This window comes from Methylomonas defluvii, assembly GCF_033949435.1.
In the GTDB taxonomy this organism is placed as follows: domain Bacteria; phylum Pseudomonadota; class Gammaproteobacteria; order Methylococcales; family Methylomonadaceae; genus Methylomonas; species Methylomonas defluvii.
The window spans coordinates 106,326-125,353 of record NZ_JAXARY010000016.1 but is presented as its reverse complement, the minus strand read 5'-3'; the positions used below and the strand labels follow the sequence as shown (position 1 = coordinate 125,353).

The 19,028-nt window shown below is 53.5% G+C and carries 18 protein-coding genes; 10 read left to right on the top strand and 8 right to left on the bottom strand.

The window, feature by feature from the left end; all coding sequences use genetic code 11:
- Positions 1-221: 221 nt before the first annotated feature.
- Complete coding sequence (locus QLH52_RS16970; RefSeq protein WP_319962335.1) at positions 222-980, top strand: ATP-binding protein; 759 nt, start codon at positions 222-224, stop codon at positions 978-980.
- A 125-nt stretch (positions 981-1,105) separates the two neighbouring features.
- Here QLH52_RS16970 and QLH52_RS16965 read toward each other — a convergent pair whose 3' ends face one another.
- Entirely contained in the window at positions 1,106-1,645 is a 540-nt protein-coding gene (locus QLH52_RS16965; protein WP_033157719.1) for a response regulator, read from the bottom strand.
- A 94-nt stretch (positions 1,646-1,739) separates the two neighbouring features.
- On the bottom strand, positions 1,740-3,029 hold the full coding sequence (locus tag QLH52_RS16960) for an ATP-binding protein (protein WP_319962334.1): 1,290 nt from the start codon (positions 3,027-3,029) through the stop codon (positions 1,740-1,742).
- A gap of 393 nt (positions 3,030-3,422) precedes the next feature.
- Here QLH52_RS16960 and QLH52_RS16955 point away from each other — a divergent pair, with 393 nt between their 5' ends.
- The 6 genes from QLH52_RS16955 to QLH52_RS16930 are packed head-to-tail and all read left to right on the top strand — an operon-like array spanning position 3,423 to position 11,139.
- A complete protein-coding gene (locus QLH52_RS16955) occupies positions 3,423-5,060 on the top strand; it encodes an ASKHA domain-containing protein (protein ID WP_205451485.1) in 1,638 nt (545 codons plus the stop codon).
- Positions 5,060-5,725, top strand: coding sequence for a cobalamin B12-binding domain-containing protein (locus QLH52_RS16950; RefSeq protein WP_171697406.1), 666 nt, complete (start codon positions 5,060-5,062; stop codon positions 5,723-5,725). The genes QLH52_RS16955 and QLH52_RS16950 overlap by 1 nt, the downstream gene beginning before the upstream one ends.
- Complete coding sequence (locus tag QLH52_RS16945) at positions 5,722-6,750, top strand: uroporphyrinogen decarboxylase family protein (protein ID WP_319962333.1); 1,029 nt, start codon at positions 5,722-5,724, stop codon at positions 6,748-6,750. The genes QLH52_RS16950 and QLH52_RS16945 overlap by 4 nt, the downstream gene beginning before the upstream one ends.
- On the top strand, positions 6,747-7,367 hold the full coding sequence (locus QLH52_RS16940; RefSeq protein ID WP_033157714.1) for a DUF1638 domain-containing protein: 621 nt from the start codon (positions 6,747-6,749) through the stop codon (positions 7,365-7,367). The genes QLH52_RS16945 and QLH52_RS16940 overlap by 4 nt, the downstream gene beginning before the upstream one ends.
- Entirely contained in the window at positions 7,364-9,016 is a 1,653-nt protein-coding gene (locus QLH52_RS16935) for a sensor histidine kinase (RefSeq protein WP_319962332.1), read from the top strand. The genes QLH52_RS16940 and QLH52_RS16935 overlap by 4 nt, the downstream gene beginning before the upstream one ends.
- On the top strand, positions 9,013-11,139 hold the full coding sequence (locus tag QLH52_RS16930; RefSeq protein ID WP_033157713.1) for an EAL domain-containing response regulator: 2,127 nt from the start codon (positions 9,013-9,015) through the stop codon (positions 11,137-11,139). Before QLH52_RS16935 ends, QLH52_RS16930 begins: the two co-directional genes overlap by 4 nt.
- On the opposite strand, the gene QLH52_RS16925 is transcribed toward QLH52_RS16930, so the two are convergent.
- From QLH52_RS16925 to QLH52_RS16900, 6 genes are all read right to left on the bottom strand, one after another.
- Positions 11,140-11,652 carry a hypothetical protein gene (locus QLH52_RS16925; RefSeq protein ID WP_033157712.1) on the bottom strand — a complete coding sequence of 171 codons (513 nt, stop codon included), beginning with the start codon at positions 11,650-11,652 and terminating at the stop codon, positions 11,140-11,142.
- Positions 11,653-11,682: 30 nt separating this feature from the next.
- Positions 11,683-12,105, bottom strand: coding sequence for a phosphate-starvation-inducible protein PsiE (locus QLH52_RS16920; RefSeq protein WP_319962331.1), 423 nt, complete (start codon positions 12,103-12,105; stop codon positions 11,683-11,685).
- A gap of 6 nt (positions 12,106-12,111) precedes the next feature.
- The gene (locus tag QLH52_RS16915) at positions 12,112-13,143 is read right to left on the bottom strand and encodes an urease accessory protein UreH domain-containing protein (RefSeq protein ID WP_033157711.1); all 1,032 of its coding nucleotides are present in this window, start codon (positions 13,141-13,143) and stop codon (positions 12,112-12,114) included.
- Positions 13,144-13,174: 31 nt separating this feature from the next.
- Entirely contained in the window at positions 13,175-15,034 is a 1,860-nt protein-coding gene (locus tag QLH52_RS16910; protein WP_319962330.1) for a multicopper oxidase family protein, read from the bottom strand.
- Between the two features lie 102 nt (positions 15,035-15,136).
- Complete coding sequence (locus tag QLH52_RS16905; RefSeq protein WP_319962329.1) at positions 15,137-16,063, bottom strand: sulfite exporter TauE/SafE family protein; 927 nt, start codon at positions 16,061-16,063, stop codon at positions 15,137-15,139.
- Positions 16,064-16,076: 13 nt separating this feature from the next.
- Entirely contained in the window at positions 16,077-16,769 is a 693-nt protein-coding gene (locus QLH52_RS16900; RefSeq protein ID WP_319962328.1) for an MBL fold metallo-hydrolase, read from the bottom strand.
- A gap of 297 nt (positions 16,770-17,066) precedes the next feature.
- Here QLH52_RS16900 and QLH52_RS16895 point away from each other — a divergent pair, with 297 nt between their 5' ends.
- The 3 genes from QLH52_RS16895 to QLH52_RS16885 all read left to right on the top strand — a co-directional run bounded on the left by QLH52_RS16895 (position 17,067) and on the right by QLH52_RS16885 (position 19,009).
- Positions 17,067-18,422 (top strand): sigma-54 interaction domain-containing protein, encoded by a 1,356-nt coding sequence (locus QLH52_RS16895; protein ID WP_205451492.1) that lies wholly within the window; start codon positions 17,067-17,069, stop codon positions 18,420-18,422.
- Between the two features lie 108 nt (positions 18,423-18,530).
- Positions 18,531-18,716 (top strand): hypothetical protein, encoded by a 186-nt coding sequence (locus QLH52_RS16890; RefSeq protein ID WP_171697394.1) that lies wholly within the window; start codon positions 18,531-18,533, stop codon positions 18,714-18,716.
- A complete protein-coding gene (locus QLH52_RS16885; protein ID WP_319962327.1) occupies positions 18,710-19,009 on the top strand; it encodes a type II toxin-antitoxin system RelE/ParE family toxin in 300 nt (99 codons plus the stop codon). The genes QLH52_RS16890 and QLH52_RS16885 overlap by 7 nt, the downstream gene beginning before the upstream one ends.
- Positions 19,010-19,028 lie beyond the last annotated feature (19 nt).

Here is a 19,028-nt window from a genome sequence, read left to right as displayed (position 1 = left end):
CGCGGGTTCGTAGCCAGTCACTTTTTCATCTTCCACGGTTCAAGTCGTTGTATTCTCCATTACAAATCCAGTTAGGGACAGTATCAATACAGGGAAGTTATTTTTGGCGAAATCCTAAGTTGTTGCTGTGCTTAGAGTGGTGTTAAATTGTCTAAAATTTATACACTTTCCATTTCTTTAGACAACCCGGCACTTTGACCGGCCTCAGCCAAGGATCACAGATGATAGATTGGAACCACACCTATGCGGCAATTTGGCGTCAGCGCCAGGCGTTTCTGCGTCCTGTTCGGCAAATCGATCCGATCCGGCTGGATCAACTGCTGGGCATAGAGCCGCAAAAGCAGCAAATGATAGATAACACGCTGCGTTTTCTGGCGGGACTGCCGGCGAATAATGCCTTGTTGTGGGGCGCGCGCGGCACCGGTAAGTCTTCGCTGGTGAAAGCCCTGTTGAACGAATATTTACACGAAGGCTTAAGAGTCATTGAAGTAGATAAACAAGATTTGCTGTATTTGCCGGAAATCGTCGACGACATTCGCGAACATAATCAGCGTTTTATTATTTATTGCGACGATTTATCGTTTGAGAACGGCGACGCTCTCTACAAGCCGCTGAAAAGCGTGCTGGAAGGCTCTATTGAAATGCCGCCGGAGAATGTGCTGTTTTACGCCACGTCCAATCGCCGCCATTTGCTGCCGGAACATATGCGTGACAATCTGGATACGCTGCTGATTGACAACGAGGTGCATTATTCAGACACCATCGAGGAAAAAATCTCACTGTCCGACCGCTTCGGTTTGCGACTGGCGTTTTACCCGCAGCATACTCAGACATACCTGGATATTGTCGACAGCTATTTCGTCGATTATCGCGGCAACCGCGAGGCTTTGCACAAATCGGCGTTGGATTTTGCCCATCAGAATGCCGCAAAAAACGGCAGAACCGCGAAGCAATTTTTCAATGCCTTCAGTAATGACTGAGCGTACCGAACAGCTGTAACTGTGCTCTAGACAAAACAGCTCAGGCAAAGAGGGAGAGCCGTTAATACCTAGACCCCTGATTTCGCAGGGGTAACGGTATCGTGGAAAGAATTACCAATAACTGTCTATTTAAAATCTTCGTCGTCGAGAATAATCGAGCCGTCCTGCGCCCAATTCACTTGGGTGATACCCGGCTCCTCAGCTTCCAGCGCTTTAATAATCGCTTCTTTTTCATTCAGGAGTATTTGCTGCGCCCGCACCTGATCGGCCAAGGCCCGGTTTTCCAACAACATCCGTTTGTGCGCCAGACCGTTCTCGACCACATTGACAATTTCCAGATTGCTCCAGGGCTTGTTGATAAAGCGAAACACTTCCGCCTCATTAATGGCATGCTGGGCGCCTTCCAGATCGGCAAAGCCGGTCAACACAATGCGCACAGCATCCGGCTGCATACGCTTGAATAAAATCAAAAAATCGATACCGTTAATACCCGGCATTCGGTAATCGGAAATCACCAAATCAAAGCTATGTTCCTCAGCTAACAACAGCGCTTCCTCGCCGCTGGTTGCGGTAACGGGTTCGTACTGTTTCAGCAACCGCGTCAGCGCTTTCAGCACGTTCGGCTCGTCGTCGACGATGAGTATTTTAATATCTGCCTGGTTCATGATTTTGCACTAACTGTGGTCTATTGATGACATAGTCTGGCAGGTAAAGCCCCTTCTGCAAGTTTGGTATTCAAAAACCGCCAGACGCACCGGACTATTCGGCAGACGCCGATTCCGGCGGCCGAATCGGCAGCCAGACTCGAAACCGGCTACCCTGCCCAAGCTGGCTGCTTACTTCGATTTTACCGCCATGCTTACGGACGATATTCTGCGAAACCGACAACCCTAGCCCGGTGCCCTTGCCGACCGGCTTGGTGGTGAAGAACGGCTCAAACAAACGCGGCAGGTTCTCCGGGGCAATACCTTTGCCGTTATCGCGGATTTCCACCCAGACATTCGGCTCCGTGCAACCGGTACTAATATGAATATCGCCTTTGGTATCAATTGCGTGCGCGGCGTTAATCAGTAAATTCATAAACACCTGATTCAATTGCGAAGGCAGGCAATAAATCTCGGGCATCTCGCCGTATTGCTTGTGCACGGTGCAATGGTACTTCAGCTCGTTGTTGATAATATTCAGCGTGGAATCCAACCCTTTATGCAAATCGGCCAGTTCCCAATCGTTTTTATCGGCATGCGCAAAATCCTTCAAATCCTGAATAATGTCACGCACCCGCGACAAACCTTCCATGGACTCAGCAATCAATTCCGGAATATCGCCACGCAAATAGTCAAGCTGCTTGGTTTGTTTCAGCGTGCGCAAATTTTGCAGCGCCTCCTCCGAAAAGTTTTTTTCGGCTAAAGCAGCGTTGTAAGCATCCACCACACAAAAAACGTCGCGCAAATAGCCGTTCAGCGTATTCAAATTAGAATTGACGAAACCAATGGGATTATTGATTTCGTGAGCAATGCCGGCCGCCAGTTGCCCTATTGCCGCCAATTTTTCCGATTGTAATAGTTGCAAATGTACAGACTGATTCTCCTGATGCCGGCGTTGCACTTCGGCTTCCAGATAGGTATTTTGGTTTTTTAGCCAATCCCGGGCATGCTTCAGTTCCAGCTGCGTTTTGATTCTGGCCAATAGAATCGACAAATGACACGGCTTGTAAAGATAATCCACCGCACCCAGTGACAAACCCCGCTCTTCCTCCAGATCAGAGGTCAGGGCGGTCACGAATATCACGGGAATATCGCCGGTTTTGGGATCGGCTTTTAGCTGGCCGATGACTTCGTACCCATCCATATCGGGCATCATCACATCCAACAAAATCAAATCCGGCTTTGGCGCACCACCCGCCAATTGCAACGCACGCTGCCCGTTGGTCGCTACCAAAATCTGGTAATACGGGGCGAGAAACTGCCCGAAAACCGACAGGTTGATAGACTCGTCATCGACTAACAGAATGGTGGCTTGGCGCTCTGTCGATTGTTTATCGGATTCCATCTAAATTCCGTTGGCTTAGGTGAACCATGATCTGGATTGACTGCAAGCGTCTCAGGCAAGCCGATTCCGGTCACGACCCGCTTTTTGGCGCATCGGCAAAGTTTACCCGATTGTTGATGACATTCCAGTATGAACAGTGTGCCGATAGCCTAAAGTGCCTTTTGGCACTGCTTATAACCGCATATCACGGAGTTTATGCCGTAAAACCCGATCTAATAAAGACAAATCGCTTACGCTACAAGATTGGATCAGCGAAACCACCAATACACACTAAAATAAAAGGGGAAAACCACTGGCTGTTTTGCCCATGCCGAATAGATCAAACCCCATCATGCCAGGCCTCAACGAAAGCGAAAGCGCAATTGCTACTACTCCTACAGGTTTCCATCGCCTATGACCACCACCCCTCCCGATACCGGACGGCCGCCCCCCCCAGCTGGCGATATGCTGGCAACGGTCGGCAGTAACGATCAGACGTTACGCATACTGCTCAAACCCGATCTGTCGGTACGCCAAGCCCTCGACACCACCGCTTTGCGGGTACGCGCTGCCTGCGGCGGTTTGGGCACCTGTGGCGCGTGTCTGATTCAAACCGTAAGCGGCGAATTTAACCCACCGACGCTGGCGGAACGGCAAAAGCTGCTTCCTGAAGATTTGGCTGGCGGCATACGTTTAGCCTGCCAGTTGCGGGCGCGCAGCGACTGCACGCTTTATCTGGACAATCCGGCGCCGCATTCCGCCTGGAAAAGTCTGGACCCCACCCCGCTTTATCAAGCCCACGCCAATCCTGCCGTTTCCGAATATGTCTACGGGGTGGCGGTAGACCTGGGGACAACACACATCCGCCTATCGTTGTGGAATCGGCAATCCGGCCGACGCATCGGCACCCGCTACAGCATCAATCCACAAGTTGCGCATGGCGCGGACATTCTGACCCGGCTGGATGCCGAGCGCCTGGACGATCAAGATTGCCGGCGCATAGGCCGGGAAGCGCGCGCGGCCATCATCGACGGCATACGCGACATTCTCAGCCGCGATATGGGCGAAATAACGCCGATACTGGCGGAACTGGGCAAAGTATTAATAGTGGGCAATACCGCGATGTTGACGCTGATTTGCGGCAATAGCGGCGACTGCCTCTACCAGCCCGAGAACTGGCAAAGCCCTATCGCCTGCCTGCCCGCCGATGCCGATGCCTGGCGGCAGACATGGCGCACACCGCATGCCGACATCGACATCGCCCAACCGCTGGCTGGTTTTATCGGCTCAGATTTACTGGCCGACCTGCTCGCTACCGGCATTACTGAGCAATCGCAACCGATGCTGTTGGCCGACTTCGGCACTAATACCGAAATCGCCGTGTGGGACGGCAGCAACCTGTGGGTCAGTTCCGTGCCGGGCGGTCCCGCTTTTGAAGGCGTAGGCATGCGCAACGGTTTAACCGCAGAAGCCGGTGCAATTTGCAAAGTGTCGGCAAGCGGCTTACGGACGATAGGAGATGTCCAGGCGCGCGGCTACTGCGCCAGCGGCTTCATTGATGCCATTGCCTTGCTACTGGACCAAAAGCATCTGAAACCGTCCGGACGCTTCGCCGAACCGCAGTCCGAACAAGGCTTTTTATTGCAAGCCGACATTCCCAAAAGTGCCATTTTTGCGAGCGACATCGATATTTTCCAGCGTGCCAAGGCATCGACAGCCGCTGCCATGTCACAATTGATGTCGTACGCAGGCTTGGCAATAAGCGATTTGAATCGGCTGTGGATTTGCGGAAGTTTTGGTCAACATTTGGACCTAAACAGCGGGTTGCGGGTTGGCTTACTGCCTCCTATACCCCCCGAACGGGTCAGCCTGCTGGCCAATGCCAGTCTGGCCGGCTGCGAACAACTGCTGTTGAATCCGGCCGGGCCAAGTCTGTTAAACAATATTGTGCAACGGGCGCGCGTGGTCAATCTTGGCGGGGTTTTCGAATATGAAAACCGCTTTATCGACAATTTACGCTTGCAGCCCATGTCTATCGAGGAATTCGAATAATGCTCGACGCTTATATTCAATCCTATAACCAGGCGGTATTCGAAACCGATAAGCCGGCCGCCCTGGAGGTCGTCAATCACGCCTTAAACGACGGATTCAGCCCCGAGGATATCGTCTTCAAATTAGTCATCCCGGCCATCGAGTTGATGATGACCTTAATCGAAAAAGATCCGGACGCCAATCTGGCCCAGCATTTCATGACCGCGCAAATTGCGGCCGACGTCACCGAAAAAATGCTGGAAAAATTCAGTAAACCGCCGGAAATGATAGGCCGGGTCGTCATCGGTGCCGCCTACGGCGACTTGCATTCCTTGGGCAAACGGATCGTTAGCGGCTGCTTGAAATCGCTGATGGTGGATGTGGTCGACCTGGGCACCAACGTCACTGCCGAAAAATTCGTCGATACCGCGGTAGCCGAGAACGCTCAAGTCATCGCGGTATCCGCGATGATGGTCCACACCGCCACCAGCGAAAAAGGCAGCCTGGGTGTGCGCAGTTTGTTACAAGAACGTGGTCTGGAACAACAAATCAAACTGGCGGTCGGCGGCGCTCCCTACCGTTTCGATCCGGAGTTGTACACCAAGGTCGGCGCGGATGCCTGGGCGCCGGATGGCGTCACCGCCGCTAAAGTCATCGTCGATCTGATTCGCGAGGTCAAGCCATGACACCTTTGGAAATCCTCACCGCGACGGCGACCGGCAACCCCGCGCCGCGCATTCCGGTTTTTTGCAATATGTCCGATCACGGCGCCCGAGAATTGGGTATGCCCGCCAAGCAATACTTCAGCAGGGGTGAATATGTGGCCGACGGCCAATTACGCCTGTTGCGGCGCTACGGCTACGACAACATCTGGAGTCTGCATTATGTTGGCAAGGAAGCGGAGTTGCTGGGTTGCCGGGAAATCCTGTTTGCCGACGACGGCGTTCCAAATGTCGCGGACTTCGTCATCAAAAACCTGGACGACATTGCCAAACTCGACATTCCCACCGACATTACACAGCATCCGGCCTGGCAATCGGTTGCCGACTGTCTAAAGATTTTGTGCTGCGAAGTCGGCACCACGCATCCGATTTGCGCCTACGTCACGGCCTCGACCACCTTGCCGGCCATCTTGATGGGTATGGATAAATGGATGGAGTTATTCCTGCTCGGCCCGTTTGATGTCCGCGACGAACTGCTGCGCAAATGCTCGGATTTCTGCCGGCAGGAAATCGCCGCCTTACGGGCCTTGGGCGCCAATGTGTTGATTTACTCCACGCCGTTTGGCTCGCCGTATTTCGTCAGCCGCAAGCAAATTGAGCAAAAGGTGATGCCCTGGATGCGGCGGGACTTGCTGCCGGGCGGAAATGAGGACATCGTTTATTACTGCGGCATGGCGGGTTTTAACGATGTGATCGATTTGGTTTTCGATGAACTTCACATCAAAACTCACTACATCAGCCCACTTGCCGACTTAGCCGAAGCCAAACGCCTGATCGGTAATCGCGGCCTGACCTGCGGGGTGATCGACGATATTAAAATGATTCACTGGAGCGCCGAGCAAACCCGCGCCGAAGTGCAGCGTATTGTCGAAATCGGCAAAACCGGCGGCCATTTTTTGTTCGGTAACGGCGTCATGCCAATGGCCGTGCCCGAGGCCAACATTCGGACCATGGTCGATGCAGCATTCGAATACGGGAGACTGCCATGAAAACCTTCGCGATACATCCGGAAAATCAAACTCCGCTGACCATGGTGGGCTGCGGCATTTTGCGTAAGGAAGTGGACGGACTAATCGCGAAAAATCACTGGAACGTGCATACCCATTATCTGGATTCAGCCTTGCACAATTACCTGAATCGTTTGTCGACCGAGCTGAATCAGGCGCTGGAAGAACGCGAGAAACTCGGTGAAAAAACCGTGGTGTTTTACGGCGGCTGCCACCCGTTGATGGAAAAATATCTGGAGGGCCACCACACTTGCCGCACCCACGGCCAAAACTGTATCGTCATGCTGCTCGGCTACGAGTTATTCATGCAGGAACTGGAAAAAGGCGCGTATTTTTTACTGGAAGACTGGGCCTTGACCTGGGAACCCATGATCACCGCCTGCTTCGGCGCAAACATGACGGTGATCAGGGAGATATTTCACAGTAGTCATAAATATATTCTGGCGCTGCGTACCCCGTGTAACGGCGATTTCAGCGCCGCCGCCGAAACCGCTGCGCGCTTCGTGGATTTGCCGCTGGCATGGATGGATGTCAGCCTGAAGCATTTGGAAACCGTTTTGGCGGATGCCATTCAACGCCGGCTTGCTGCGGAACAATGACCCAAGCGCCCTCCCATCAAGAGCTGCAGGACCAAATCAAGCAATTGGAAACCCGCGTCCGCAAACTTTCGGAAGAAAAAGCCAATCTGTATCTGATCCTGCACATGCTGGAGTTGTTAAACCCCATCGCCGGCGTCGAAGGATTGTTAGAGAGCTTAATGACTGCTTTGTGCGGCAGTTTGGGCGGCAGTAATGTCGAAATTTATTATCTGGACGCGGGGGCAATCCATTACGCCAATTTAGCCGGCGAACGCCAAATTATTGATCATATCGACGATCCCTTAATCAACGAAGTTTTTCAGCAGCGCCGCTTTGTCGAACAAGCCACGGATTCTGAGCACACGCTACTGCGCGGCATGACGCCGGCTATTGCCTGCACCTGGGTCATGCCCTTGCAGGTGGGCAAAGAATTAATCGGTGCCATCAAAATGACCGATATGTTGGGCTCCGCGCAAATGCGCGATTATCTATCGCCGTTTTTCTCGCACATGGCGCTGATATTGAGCAATGAAATCAAAACCCGCATCGCGGAAAGCGCGAACCAGGCCAAAAGTAATTTCCTGGCCACCATGTCGCACGAAATCCGCACCCCGTTGAACGGTATCTTGGGAATGGCGCAACTGCTGAGTCTACCTGACTGCGACCCAAGCAAGCATCAAGAATGCGCCCGCACTATCCTCGCATCCGGACAGACTCTATTAACCCTGTTAAACGATGTGTTGGATTTGTCTAAAATCGAAGCCAATAGGCTGGAGCTGGTTTACTCTGCCGCGCAGCCTCAGCAAATCATCACCGAAGTCCAGTCGCTGTTCGGGGAAAGCGCACATCAGAAAAACCTGCAAATCGAAACCGTCTGGCTCGGCCCAAGCGAGCAATGCTATCTACTGGATCAAATCAGAGTCAGGCAAATGCTGTCAAATCTGGTCAGCAATGCCATCAAATTTACTAATCAAGGCGCGATCAAAATCCAGGTAATAGAGTTGCATCGGCAAGGTTCGCAAGCACAACTGGAATTTTCCGTGTCCGATCAAGGCATCGGCATTGCCGCCGACCAACAGAGCCTACTTTTCAAACCCTTTACCCAAATCGACGCCAGTTCGACGCGGCGTTACGCCGGCACCGGTCTGGGCTTATCCATCGTCCAACGCTTTGCCGGGCTGATGCAGGGCGAAGCCGGCGTGGAGAGTAGTCCGGGCAGGGGCGCCCGGTTCTGGTTCAGAATTCGCTGCGACCTGGTTGACTGTCAACTGCATAACCACACTTCCGCACAACAGCGCTTACCCGTCCCTTGCGCGGAGCTGTATTCCGCAGCAGTCAATGCCGAACATTATCAAGATGCGCCAGCCCATCCGGAACAACCCTTCTTTGCGGCAGCCGACCCGGCAATCAGCGCGGAAGACATCGCCTTGCTGCACCACAACCAAGAATTACGGCCGCTAATGGACGAACTCGATAACTTATTAGCCAAAAACATGTTCCATGCCATTAATCACGTTAAAGCATTGCAAAATTTACTGCGCGCTAGTGCGCTAGAACCAGGGTTTTCCGAAATAGCTCAGTCGGTTAACGAAATGAAATTCGACCAGGCACGCCAGCAGTTGCGGCAGCTTTATTCAGCCTTGGGTTGGAATGGAGTAGAAACCGAATGAACAGCAAACAATTGAAAATTCTCGCCATCGACGACACCCCCGCCAACCTGGCCTTGTTGGGTTTGGCATTGCAGGACGATTATCAAATTCAAATCGCCACTTCCGGCGCTAAAGGCTTGGAACTGGCGCTGGATGAGCCGCCTGATCTGATTTTGCTCGACATCATGATGCCGGATATGGACGGCTACGAAACCTGTCGGCGGATCAAGGCCAGTCCGCTGTTAAAAGACATTCCGATTGTGTTCGTGACCGCTTTAAACGAAATTCAAGCCGAGGCCTTGGGCTTTTCTTTGGGCGCCGCGGACTATTTGACCAAACCCATCAGCATCGAAATCGCCCGCTTGCGGATTCGCAATCTGTTGCAACGCGAACAATTTCGTCAAGAGCTGCAACGCCGCGAGGCTGGGCAACGCCTGGCGGCCAGTGTATTTGCCCACACTCACGACAGCGTCGTCATTACCGACAGCGAGAACCGCATTATTGATGTCAACGCGGCTTTTAGTCGAATTACCGGCTACGCGCGCGAGGAAGTGCTGGGTAAAAATCCCAGTATTCTCAAATCCGGCCGGCAATCCGCGGAATTTTACAAAGCCATATGGCAAGCACTGAACGCACACGATCATTGGAGTGGCGAACTCTGGAACCGCAATAAAAAAGGCGAGGTTTTTGCTGCGCTGACCTCGATTTCGGTAGTGCGGGACGACGACGGCAAAATTCATCATTACATCGGTTTGTCGGCCGACATTACCCCGCTGAAGAACCATGAATACGATCTGGAACGCATCGCCCATTTTGATCCGCTGACCGGCATCCCCAACCGCGTATTACTGGCAGACCGCCTAGCCCAAGCGCTGGCCCACACACACCGCGCCGGCAACCATATGGCGGTATGCTATCTGGATCTCGACGGTTTTAAGCCGGTCAACGACCAATTCGGCCACGAAGCGGGGGATCAGTTACTGATAGAAATTTCCCTACGCATCCGCGACTGCCTCAGAGCCGGCGATACCGTCGCCCGCATCGGCGGCGACGAATTTGTGCTGCTCTTGCTGGACTTTAACGACACCCGCGAATGCGAGGCGGTATTGGAGCGCATGCTCTGCAAAGTCGCGGAACCGTTGAGCATAGATGATAACCAGGTCTGCGTATCGGCCAGCGTGGGCCTTACCCTATACCCTGATGACCTGACAAGCGCGGACACGCTGCTGCGGCATGCCGACCAAGCCATGTATGTCGCCAAACAGCGCGGCAAAAATCGCTACCACCTGTTTGATCAGGAACTGGACAGAATAGCGCTGGTCCGCGGCGAGACCTTAACGCAAATCGAATCCGCGCTGCTCAATAACCAGTTCGAATTGTATTTCCAACCCAAGGTCAATATGCGCCTGGGTAAAGTGCTGGGTGCGGAGGCTTTGATTCGCTGGCGGCATCCCGAGCGCGGCTTATTGTCGCCTGCGGCGTTTTTACCCGACATAGAAGGCACCGAACTGGTCATCGCCCTGGGCAATTGGGTATTGGCCCGCGCCCTGGACCACCTGCAAACGTGGCAAGACATGGGCTTGAACATTGCCATCAGCATCAATATCGCCCCGCGCCACTTACTGCACCAGGATTTCGTCGACACCTTGAAAACCGGCTTTGCCGCGCATCCGCAACTGCGCCCCCACTGCCTGGAACTGGAGATATTGGAAACAGCCGCACTGGAAGACATTGGCCGCGTCACCGCCGTAATGAAGGAATGCCAAAAACTGGGCGTCGGCTTTGCGTTGGACGATTTCGGCACCGGCTATTCGTCACTGACCTACCTTAAAGCCTTGCCGGCCGACACCTTAAAAATCGACCAATCCTTTATTCGCGACATTCTCGGCGACCCGGAAGATCTGGCCATCGTCGCCGGCATTATCAATCTCACCGCCGCCTTTCATCGGCAAGTAATAGCCGAAGGCGTCGAAACCGATGAACATGGCTTGCTATTGCTGAAACTGGGCTGCGATAACGCCCAGGGCTACGGCATTGCGCGGCCGATGCCTGCTGCAGATTTGCCCGCCTGGATCAGCCACTGGCATCCTAATCGAGAGTGGTTGGAAAAATCACGTCCCCAAGCCGGAGCCGCCGAAAAGTAACTATGGCTGATGACCACCATGATGCATAGCATGTCCACCGGGCACAGCATGGCGAGCGTGGTCGCTGAGTTGGGCATCGAAATAGCTGTGCACTGCCTCAATCAGCTGCTTATCTTCACTCCGATACTCTATCTCGGCACCGTTCGGCAATTCCCGATAGGCAAAACTGACTTTCCCGGCTGCCGACGCCAAGGCGTTTAGCCCCGGCATGTCATCCCCATGAATGCGCCGCGGCCCTGAAAAATCGCCAGCCGCAAAATGTGTAGCCAGTTGCGACAGATGACTGCGCACTAAGCCAATTTGTTGGCTGTCAGCGGCATCCTTAGCGATCACTTGTTGAATACCGCCGGTATCAGTCTTATTGAAAATATGCAGGGTTTTTTCCAGTGCAAACGGCATGACATGGCTGCCGCGCTCTTGCACTTCGTCCAAGCGCGATGGATCGACAGGTGGGATGGCCTGGACAGTAGGAACCGTTAACACCAACGCCGTAATCAGTAATGATTTGTTCATCTTAATCTTCCTTTATCTGTAACTGCCGGTTCAGGTATCGTCACTTGGCTTGCGAATAATCACGGTCGACAAGGCCAACAACAAAATGCCGCCGGACACCAGCAAAATGCCCATATCGGCCTGATGATGGGCTTGAATATCCGCGATCAACAATCTAGCCAGCGCGGTGATGGCAATGTAAATCAGACAACGCACTGGCATTAAGTTAGTTTTGAAATAGATGCCGACCATCGCACCCAATTCCAAATAAATAAACAACAGCAAAATGTCACCAATGGTGGCGTGGCCTTGCAGCATCATGCCGCCGTATGCCACCACCGCCGACCAGACAATACTGGCACCAATGACAAACAAGGCCAAATAATGAAACACTTCTATCAGCAAATTGCCTATTTCGTCCGCCAGCAATTTGGCCTGCTCGTTCAATTGTCTGAAACGCTGAATATCCAACACTTTACCTCACTGAACAGGCTGAGTATGAGCCGGCATTGCTACGGGCATCTGGCCTGCCTGGATGATTTTGAAACCGCGCTGCGCCATCATCACGCCCATCGCGATCACCAATATTGCGGAAACCTTTACCAGCTGGCGCATGAAAACCTGCGACAACAAGCTGGCGAAGAACCCAAACCCCAATAACGGCGCTAAAGTACCGAGACCAAACCAGAACAGCATCGACGCGCCCTGTAGCGGGTCGCCGCTGCCGGCGGCCATCACATACATAGCCTGTAACGGCCCACAGCCCAGCAAAAAACCGGTCAACAAGCCGGTACGCAACGCACTGCGCGGTTTGCGCATTTCATCGGCAAGCTGGCGATTGACAGCCTTGGGCATACGCAAGGTAAAGCGGCGCAAGATGGCAAAGACGTTGAGCATCTTCAGACCGTACAGCAACAGAAACAAGCTTGCCACCAAAGCCAGTCCGCCGCGCATTGGCGGGGTAATCGCAATAGTGGCGCCCAACAAGCCAAAGCCGGCGCCGAGTGCGCTGTAAGACAAGGTCTTGCCGATGGCGTAACTAAAATGCGCCAGCAGCTGGCGGGACTTGGTTTGACGGGGATCGGTGTAACCCACCACAAAACCACCGCACATACCGATACAATGAAAACCGGTGAGAAAACCGATACCCAACAATACCGCTTGGTCCATGTGCGGTGATATTTGTTGCATCACGCCGGGCATCAGACTCTTACCCCAGAACGTCACGCCGCCGACCGCCAGCAATAACAACAGAAAAATCAACAGGCCTTTCAGCTTCCCTGCGGCAGGCCGCGGCGTCAGTGCCACACCGTAACCCTTGGCACGAATGGCTTGGTCTATCGCCGCTTCGTCGGCAAGCTGGTCGTCGAATTGCACATCCACCGTCGCGCGCGCATAGCTGACATCCAGCGTTATCACACCCGGCAAATCGGCCAGCGCTAGGCGAATGGTGTCTTCACAACCAGGGCAATGCATGCCTTCGACTGTTAAATGCCTGTTGATTATCGTCATATCCCGCTCCCCGACAATTGGCGCTTTCCGGTTAGACCACCAGGAAATCGCGCATCATGCCCATATCTTCATGTTCCAGGTTATGGCAGTGGTACATGAATAAACCTTTAAAATCCTGGAAGGGCTTGATGATTTTGACCCGCTCGCCCGGCATCACCAACACCGTGTCTTTCCAGCCGCCTTCGATAAAACCCTCTTTAACCGTGGCGTAATCTGCGCTTTCGTTATTGGCGATGGTTCGGCTGAGGATTTGAAAATATTGGCCGTGCAAATGAATCGGATGGGCCATGGACATCATCATACCCATTCCGCCTCCCATACCGCTCATACCGCCCATGCCGCCCATCTGATGCCCACCGGCTTCTGCGTTATCGCCGCCGTGGCGCATGCCCATCATACCCATGCGCCGGTGCTCACCTTCGCCCTGGTTGTTATCACCATGCCGCATACCACCCATCATGCCCATACCGCCCATTTTGTGGGAACCGGCATCGGCCTTCTCGGCACTGCTGTGCTCGCCACCGGCTTTATCGCCGTGTCCGCCACCGCCATGCGCATGAAAAATTTCCAGCAATTGCACGGTATTTACGGGAATGCGCTCGCTCGGCAAAATATCGTTATAAGCATAAGGCCGGCCATTTAAAACCATGCGCATCGGCCCTTCCGAAATAGCGATGGGCACCGGTTTACCGGGATTGGCTGTGTCGTTTACGCTGTAATGGTTAATTTTCGCCAGGCTGTTAGGTAATTTCGGACTATCACTTTGCTGCCGGGTGACTTTCACCGTAAAAATCGGATAGTCGCTACCCACCGGTATGGCGCTAGCATGCATACCCATGCCGCCACCCATACGGCCATGATCGCCTTGACCACCGCCCATCATCCGTTCGGCCATGCCCGGCAATACGCCGGAAAAAGAACGGCTGCGCAACACCAACTGAGAGCCAACTTTACGCCCGCTGAAATCCGCCCAAATATCCAAACGCTCGCCGGGGGCCAGCATCACGTAAGGTTTATTGACCGGTGCTTCCAACAAACCGCCATCGGTGCCGATGACGGTGATAGGCGATTTGTCGTCCCAAGCCAGTTTGTAGATGCGCGCCGTTGAGCCGTTGAGGACGCGGAAACGATAAGCTCGACTGGCGACGTCGAGCTGAAAATTGGGGCGACCGTTCACTAAAATCCGGTCGCCGTAAAAGCCCATCATTCTGTCGTGCATGGCATGCACATATTGCAATTGATTATTCGCGTCGAACTTGCGGTCCTGAATCACGATCGGCACTTCGTATTCGCCGCCAGGCAGTTCCAGGCGCCGTTCTTCCTCGTCGTTAACCAAAATCGCACCCGCCAAACCGTGATAAACCTGCTTGGCGGTGGTGTTGTGCGGATGCGGATGGTAAATATTCATGCTGGCGCGGTTGAGCATTTCAAATTCGTACACAAACACTTGGCCGCTGTCTATCGTGTACAGCGGATGCCCATCCACTTCCGCAGGCACATGCAAACCATGCCAGTGGGTAATGCTCGGTTCGTTAAGCTGATTATGCAGATTGATTCTGATCTTTTGGCCCTTTTCGAAGCGCAGTATCGGCCCCAAATAAGAGCCGGGAATTTCCGTTAAAATCTGCGCCGGTCCCTTCACCAACTTGGCAAAATATTGCTGCACGCGCGTGGGCTGGCCGGGCAAAATAGCCACCGCGTTTGGTTTGCAGATCAAGTCCAATTCCACGTCCGGGTGAAAATTGGCCGAGGCTTTGCGCGGCGGCATCGTCGGCATCTCGGCCATGTTTTCCATCGCTCTCAGCCATGCGGGCGCCGCAGCCCACGCCATTAATCCGGCTCCACTTTGTGCAAAAAAGCGCCGACGTGACGTATTGATTGAATAAGACATATACCCTCCTCAAACGATTTTTTATAGTTATACGCCAGGCGGTTGGCACCGGATGGCGGAATCAACGGCTTAGCACAACCGTCAATATTAGTCTAGCCTAATTCAAAGGTGATGGCGGGGCGACATTGGCAACGCTTCTCTGCGCGGCGTATGGCTATGAATGCGGTTGCCTATCAAACCGAGCGCCAACAAGGCGGCCAATCCTGCCAAGCCTCGTCGCCAGGCACGTTCGTCATCCCGCCACAGCTCTAACGATGCCAATAGTTGCCAGCTCAGCGCGTTAAACAATACATAAACCGCCACCAGTATCACGAACCAACCAAACCCGCGGCGTAACGCCGTCGCGCTGATGAAGTTGGATAACCAGCCACCCAGAAAACTGCCCATTACCGCACCCGCAGTCACCAGCGCCATCAAGGGAATATCCAGTTGGGCGTGATTCGCGTAGCCGCTCAAGCCGGCGCTGGCGTTCATGACAATAATCAGTAACGACGTACCGATAGCCGCCGGCATCGGCAAACCCACCAGCAAGGTCAATGCCGGCACGATCAAAAATCCGCCACCGACCCCCACCAACCCGGTCAGCCCGCCGACCAAAACCCCGTCGAACAACAATCGCAATACCGGTGTTTGTAAAGGACACATCGGTAGCGCCTGCTCAACAGCCGGCTGGCTTGGCGCTTTCTTGAAAATCATCGCCAGACCCGTCAACAATGTAATCGCGCCAAAAAACACCATGAGCCATTCCCCGGAAAAATGGCCGGCCAAGCGGCCACCGCCAAATGCGCCGAGCATCCCGGCCAAACCGAATACCAGCGCACTTTTCCAGCAGACATGGCCGCGCCGAGCATGCGGGATCAACGCCATCAGGCTGGAGACACCCACCACCACAAATGAGGTGACGATCGCGGTCTTGGGCGGTACATGCAGCACGTAAACCAGCATCGGCACCGTCAAAATCGAACCGCCGCCGCCCAACAAGCCCAACAGCAGGCCGATACAGATTGCCAAGATTAGCGTCAGGATCATCGGCTAACTCCGCCTATTCGGCAGGCGTCCCACAGGACTGATTGGCCGGCAGCGCCTGATCGATGAACTTGGGATACGCCAGCTTCAATTCGCTCATGATGCCGATAAACTCGGCGCGAGTGCGCCCCTGGCCCAAACGGGTGTTTTTTGCCATTTCCTGTTTGATGGTAGACACGGTATTACCCTGGTAATCATGCCCCGGATACACCAGCGTATCAGGCGGTAATGTGAATAACTTGCCGGTGATGCTGTCATACAGCTGGCCGGCATCGCCTTGCTGGAAATCAGTGCGCCCGCTACCGCCGATCAACAAGGCATCGCCGGTAAACACCCGATCAGCCATCACATAACTGACGCAACCACCCGTATGGCCGGGGGTATGCCTGACCTGAATATCCAGATCGCCCACTTGCAATAACACCCCGTCGGTGACCAGCAAATCGGCACACAGCGCGCCGGCGTCCCGATGTACCACACTCTTGCTGCCAAGCTTTTCCCGCAACAATCCAGCGCCGGTAATGTGGTCGGCGTGCACATGGGTTTCGAATGTGTAAATCAGCTTGAGGTTCAGGCTTTGCAGCAAATCGATATAAATCGGCAGCTCCGAAGCCACCGGATCGATCAGACAGGCGCGACGGCTGCGTTCGCATCCCAACAAATAACTGTAGGTGGAGGTTTCTGTTTCGAAGAGTTGTCTGAAAATCATGACCCGCCTCATTAAGCGCAAAGTAAAAAGAATATAAGTGCTGTATATCAATACTCGTGCCAGTTTACCGGCAGTATTAATATCCGCACGGCCCACAAATCCAGCGCTATCCAGTATGGGCTAAATAGATATATACCTTTGTTTTAACTGATTATTTTAGTTTTCTTGCCTTAAAAAATTAAGTCACTAGGTTTGATGAAGCGGCCTGGCACCGGCCAAGCCTGGCGTTTCAATATGAAATATTGAAACGATGCTGATACACTTGAAACATCACTGAAACAAAACGAGCTTGAACGCATGGCATCTTCCTCACCGCTATTCAAACGCTGGCTCGGCCAAATCGGCGCCGATCAAGTCGTAGAAGTGTTGACCGATTTATTCGAAAGCGGCGCGGCCTTTATCGTAGACAGCAACAGCGACATCTTGCTGTGGAGCAAAGGCGCCGAACAATTGTTTGGCCTGAACGCAGCCGAGACCATAGGCAAACCCTGCAAAACCGCGCTGAATTGCGACAGCGGCAACGACCCCTGCAATCTGGCCGAACTCGGCATCGTCAAGTCGCAAGCGGTGCGGATACATCGCCCGGATGGCCGGACGCTGAATTGCTATCGAACCGCGCGCGCCTTCTACGACAACAACGGCGGCTTCGCCGGGGCGATTGAATTTCTGCAACCACAAAGCGACATAGCCCCGGAACAAAAGCCGGACGACAGCGACAGCTTTCACGGCATTCTGTCGCGCGACCCGGCCATGAAAGAAGCCATCAAAATCATCCGCAACGTCGCCGAAACTGAAGCCACCGTGTTAATCCGCGGCGAATCCGGCACCGGTAAAGAGATGGTGGCGCATGCCTTGCACCTGGAAAGCCCTAGGCACTATCAGCCGTTTTTGGCGATCAACTGCGCGGCCTTGACCCCCAGCCTGTTGGAAAGCGAATTGTTCGGCCACGTCAAAGGCGCATTTACCGGCGCGGTGCGTAATCATGCCGGCTTGTTTCAACGTGCCAACGGCGGTACTTTATTTTTGGACGAAATAGCGGAGTTGCCACTAGAGCTGCAAGCCAAGTTGCTGCGGGTGATACAGGAGCGTAACTTTACGCCGGTGGGCGGCGATAGCGCGGTCAGCGTGGATGTGCGGATTATTGCCGCCACGCATAGATCGTTGCGCGAAGAGGTCAAGGCCGGGCGGTTTCGAGAAGATTTGATGTATCGCTTACGAGTGGTGCCGATTTTTCTGCCACCGCTGCGCGAACGTCGCCAGGACATCAGCCTGTTGCTGCAACACCTGATAGACCGGCATAACACCCAAGGCCATCGCCATATCGACCGCATCGCGCCGGAAGCGATGCGCCTGTTGCTGGATTACCGCTGGCCGGGTAATGTCCGGGAACTGAATAATGTCGTCGAATACGCCTATGCGGTAGGCCGCGGCAGCGAACTCGGCATAGACGATTTGCCACCCGAGTTTCGTGAGCCGCTTAGACCGGCAGCAACGCTTGACCAAAACTCTGCCCCGCGTCCAAAAAGTCAAAACGAAGCGGAATTGATCCGCGAAGCCTTGGCAAATAACCCGGACAATCTGGAACAGGCCGCTCAATTTGCGGGGATGAGCCGGGCGACTTTTTGGCGAAAACGGCGGAAGTATGGGCTATAGGCTCGCTCAATTGGCAGGTTAATCACGTCAACGCCGCGCAAATATCGTATTGACGTCCCATTGATTGCGTTTTATGGTGTAGCTCCAGTCATCAATGGGACTCTATTCATGCAAGCACCCACTCTAAAACAGGAAGCGCTGGAATCGATTGACCGTTTGCCTGACAACGCAGACATGGACGAAATCATGTATCAGCTGTACGTCGTCGACAAGTTACGCAAAAGCCGCAAAGCTATCGCTGAAGACCAATTCATTCACCACGAAGAGTTAAAGCGCGAAATCGAACAATGGTGATTGTTTGGTCAAAACCCGCATGCGAAGACCTCCACTCGATACATCAATTTATTGCTCGTGATTCCAAACTCTACGCAAACCGCGTAACGCAAGACGTTCTCGCTAAAGTGGATGTACTGGCTATCATGCCAAAGCTGGGCAGGACAGTTTCCGAAATTGGCGAGGAAAATGTGCGCGAAATCGGCATATATTCATACCGGATACTTTGCGAAATAATCGGCGAAACCTTATATATCCATGGTGTGATTCATAAGCGGCGAGACTTCAAACAGGAAGATCTGCAACGGGAATAAGCATTGAATGGCTAAACGC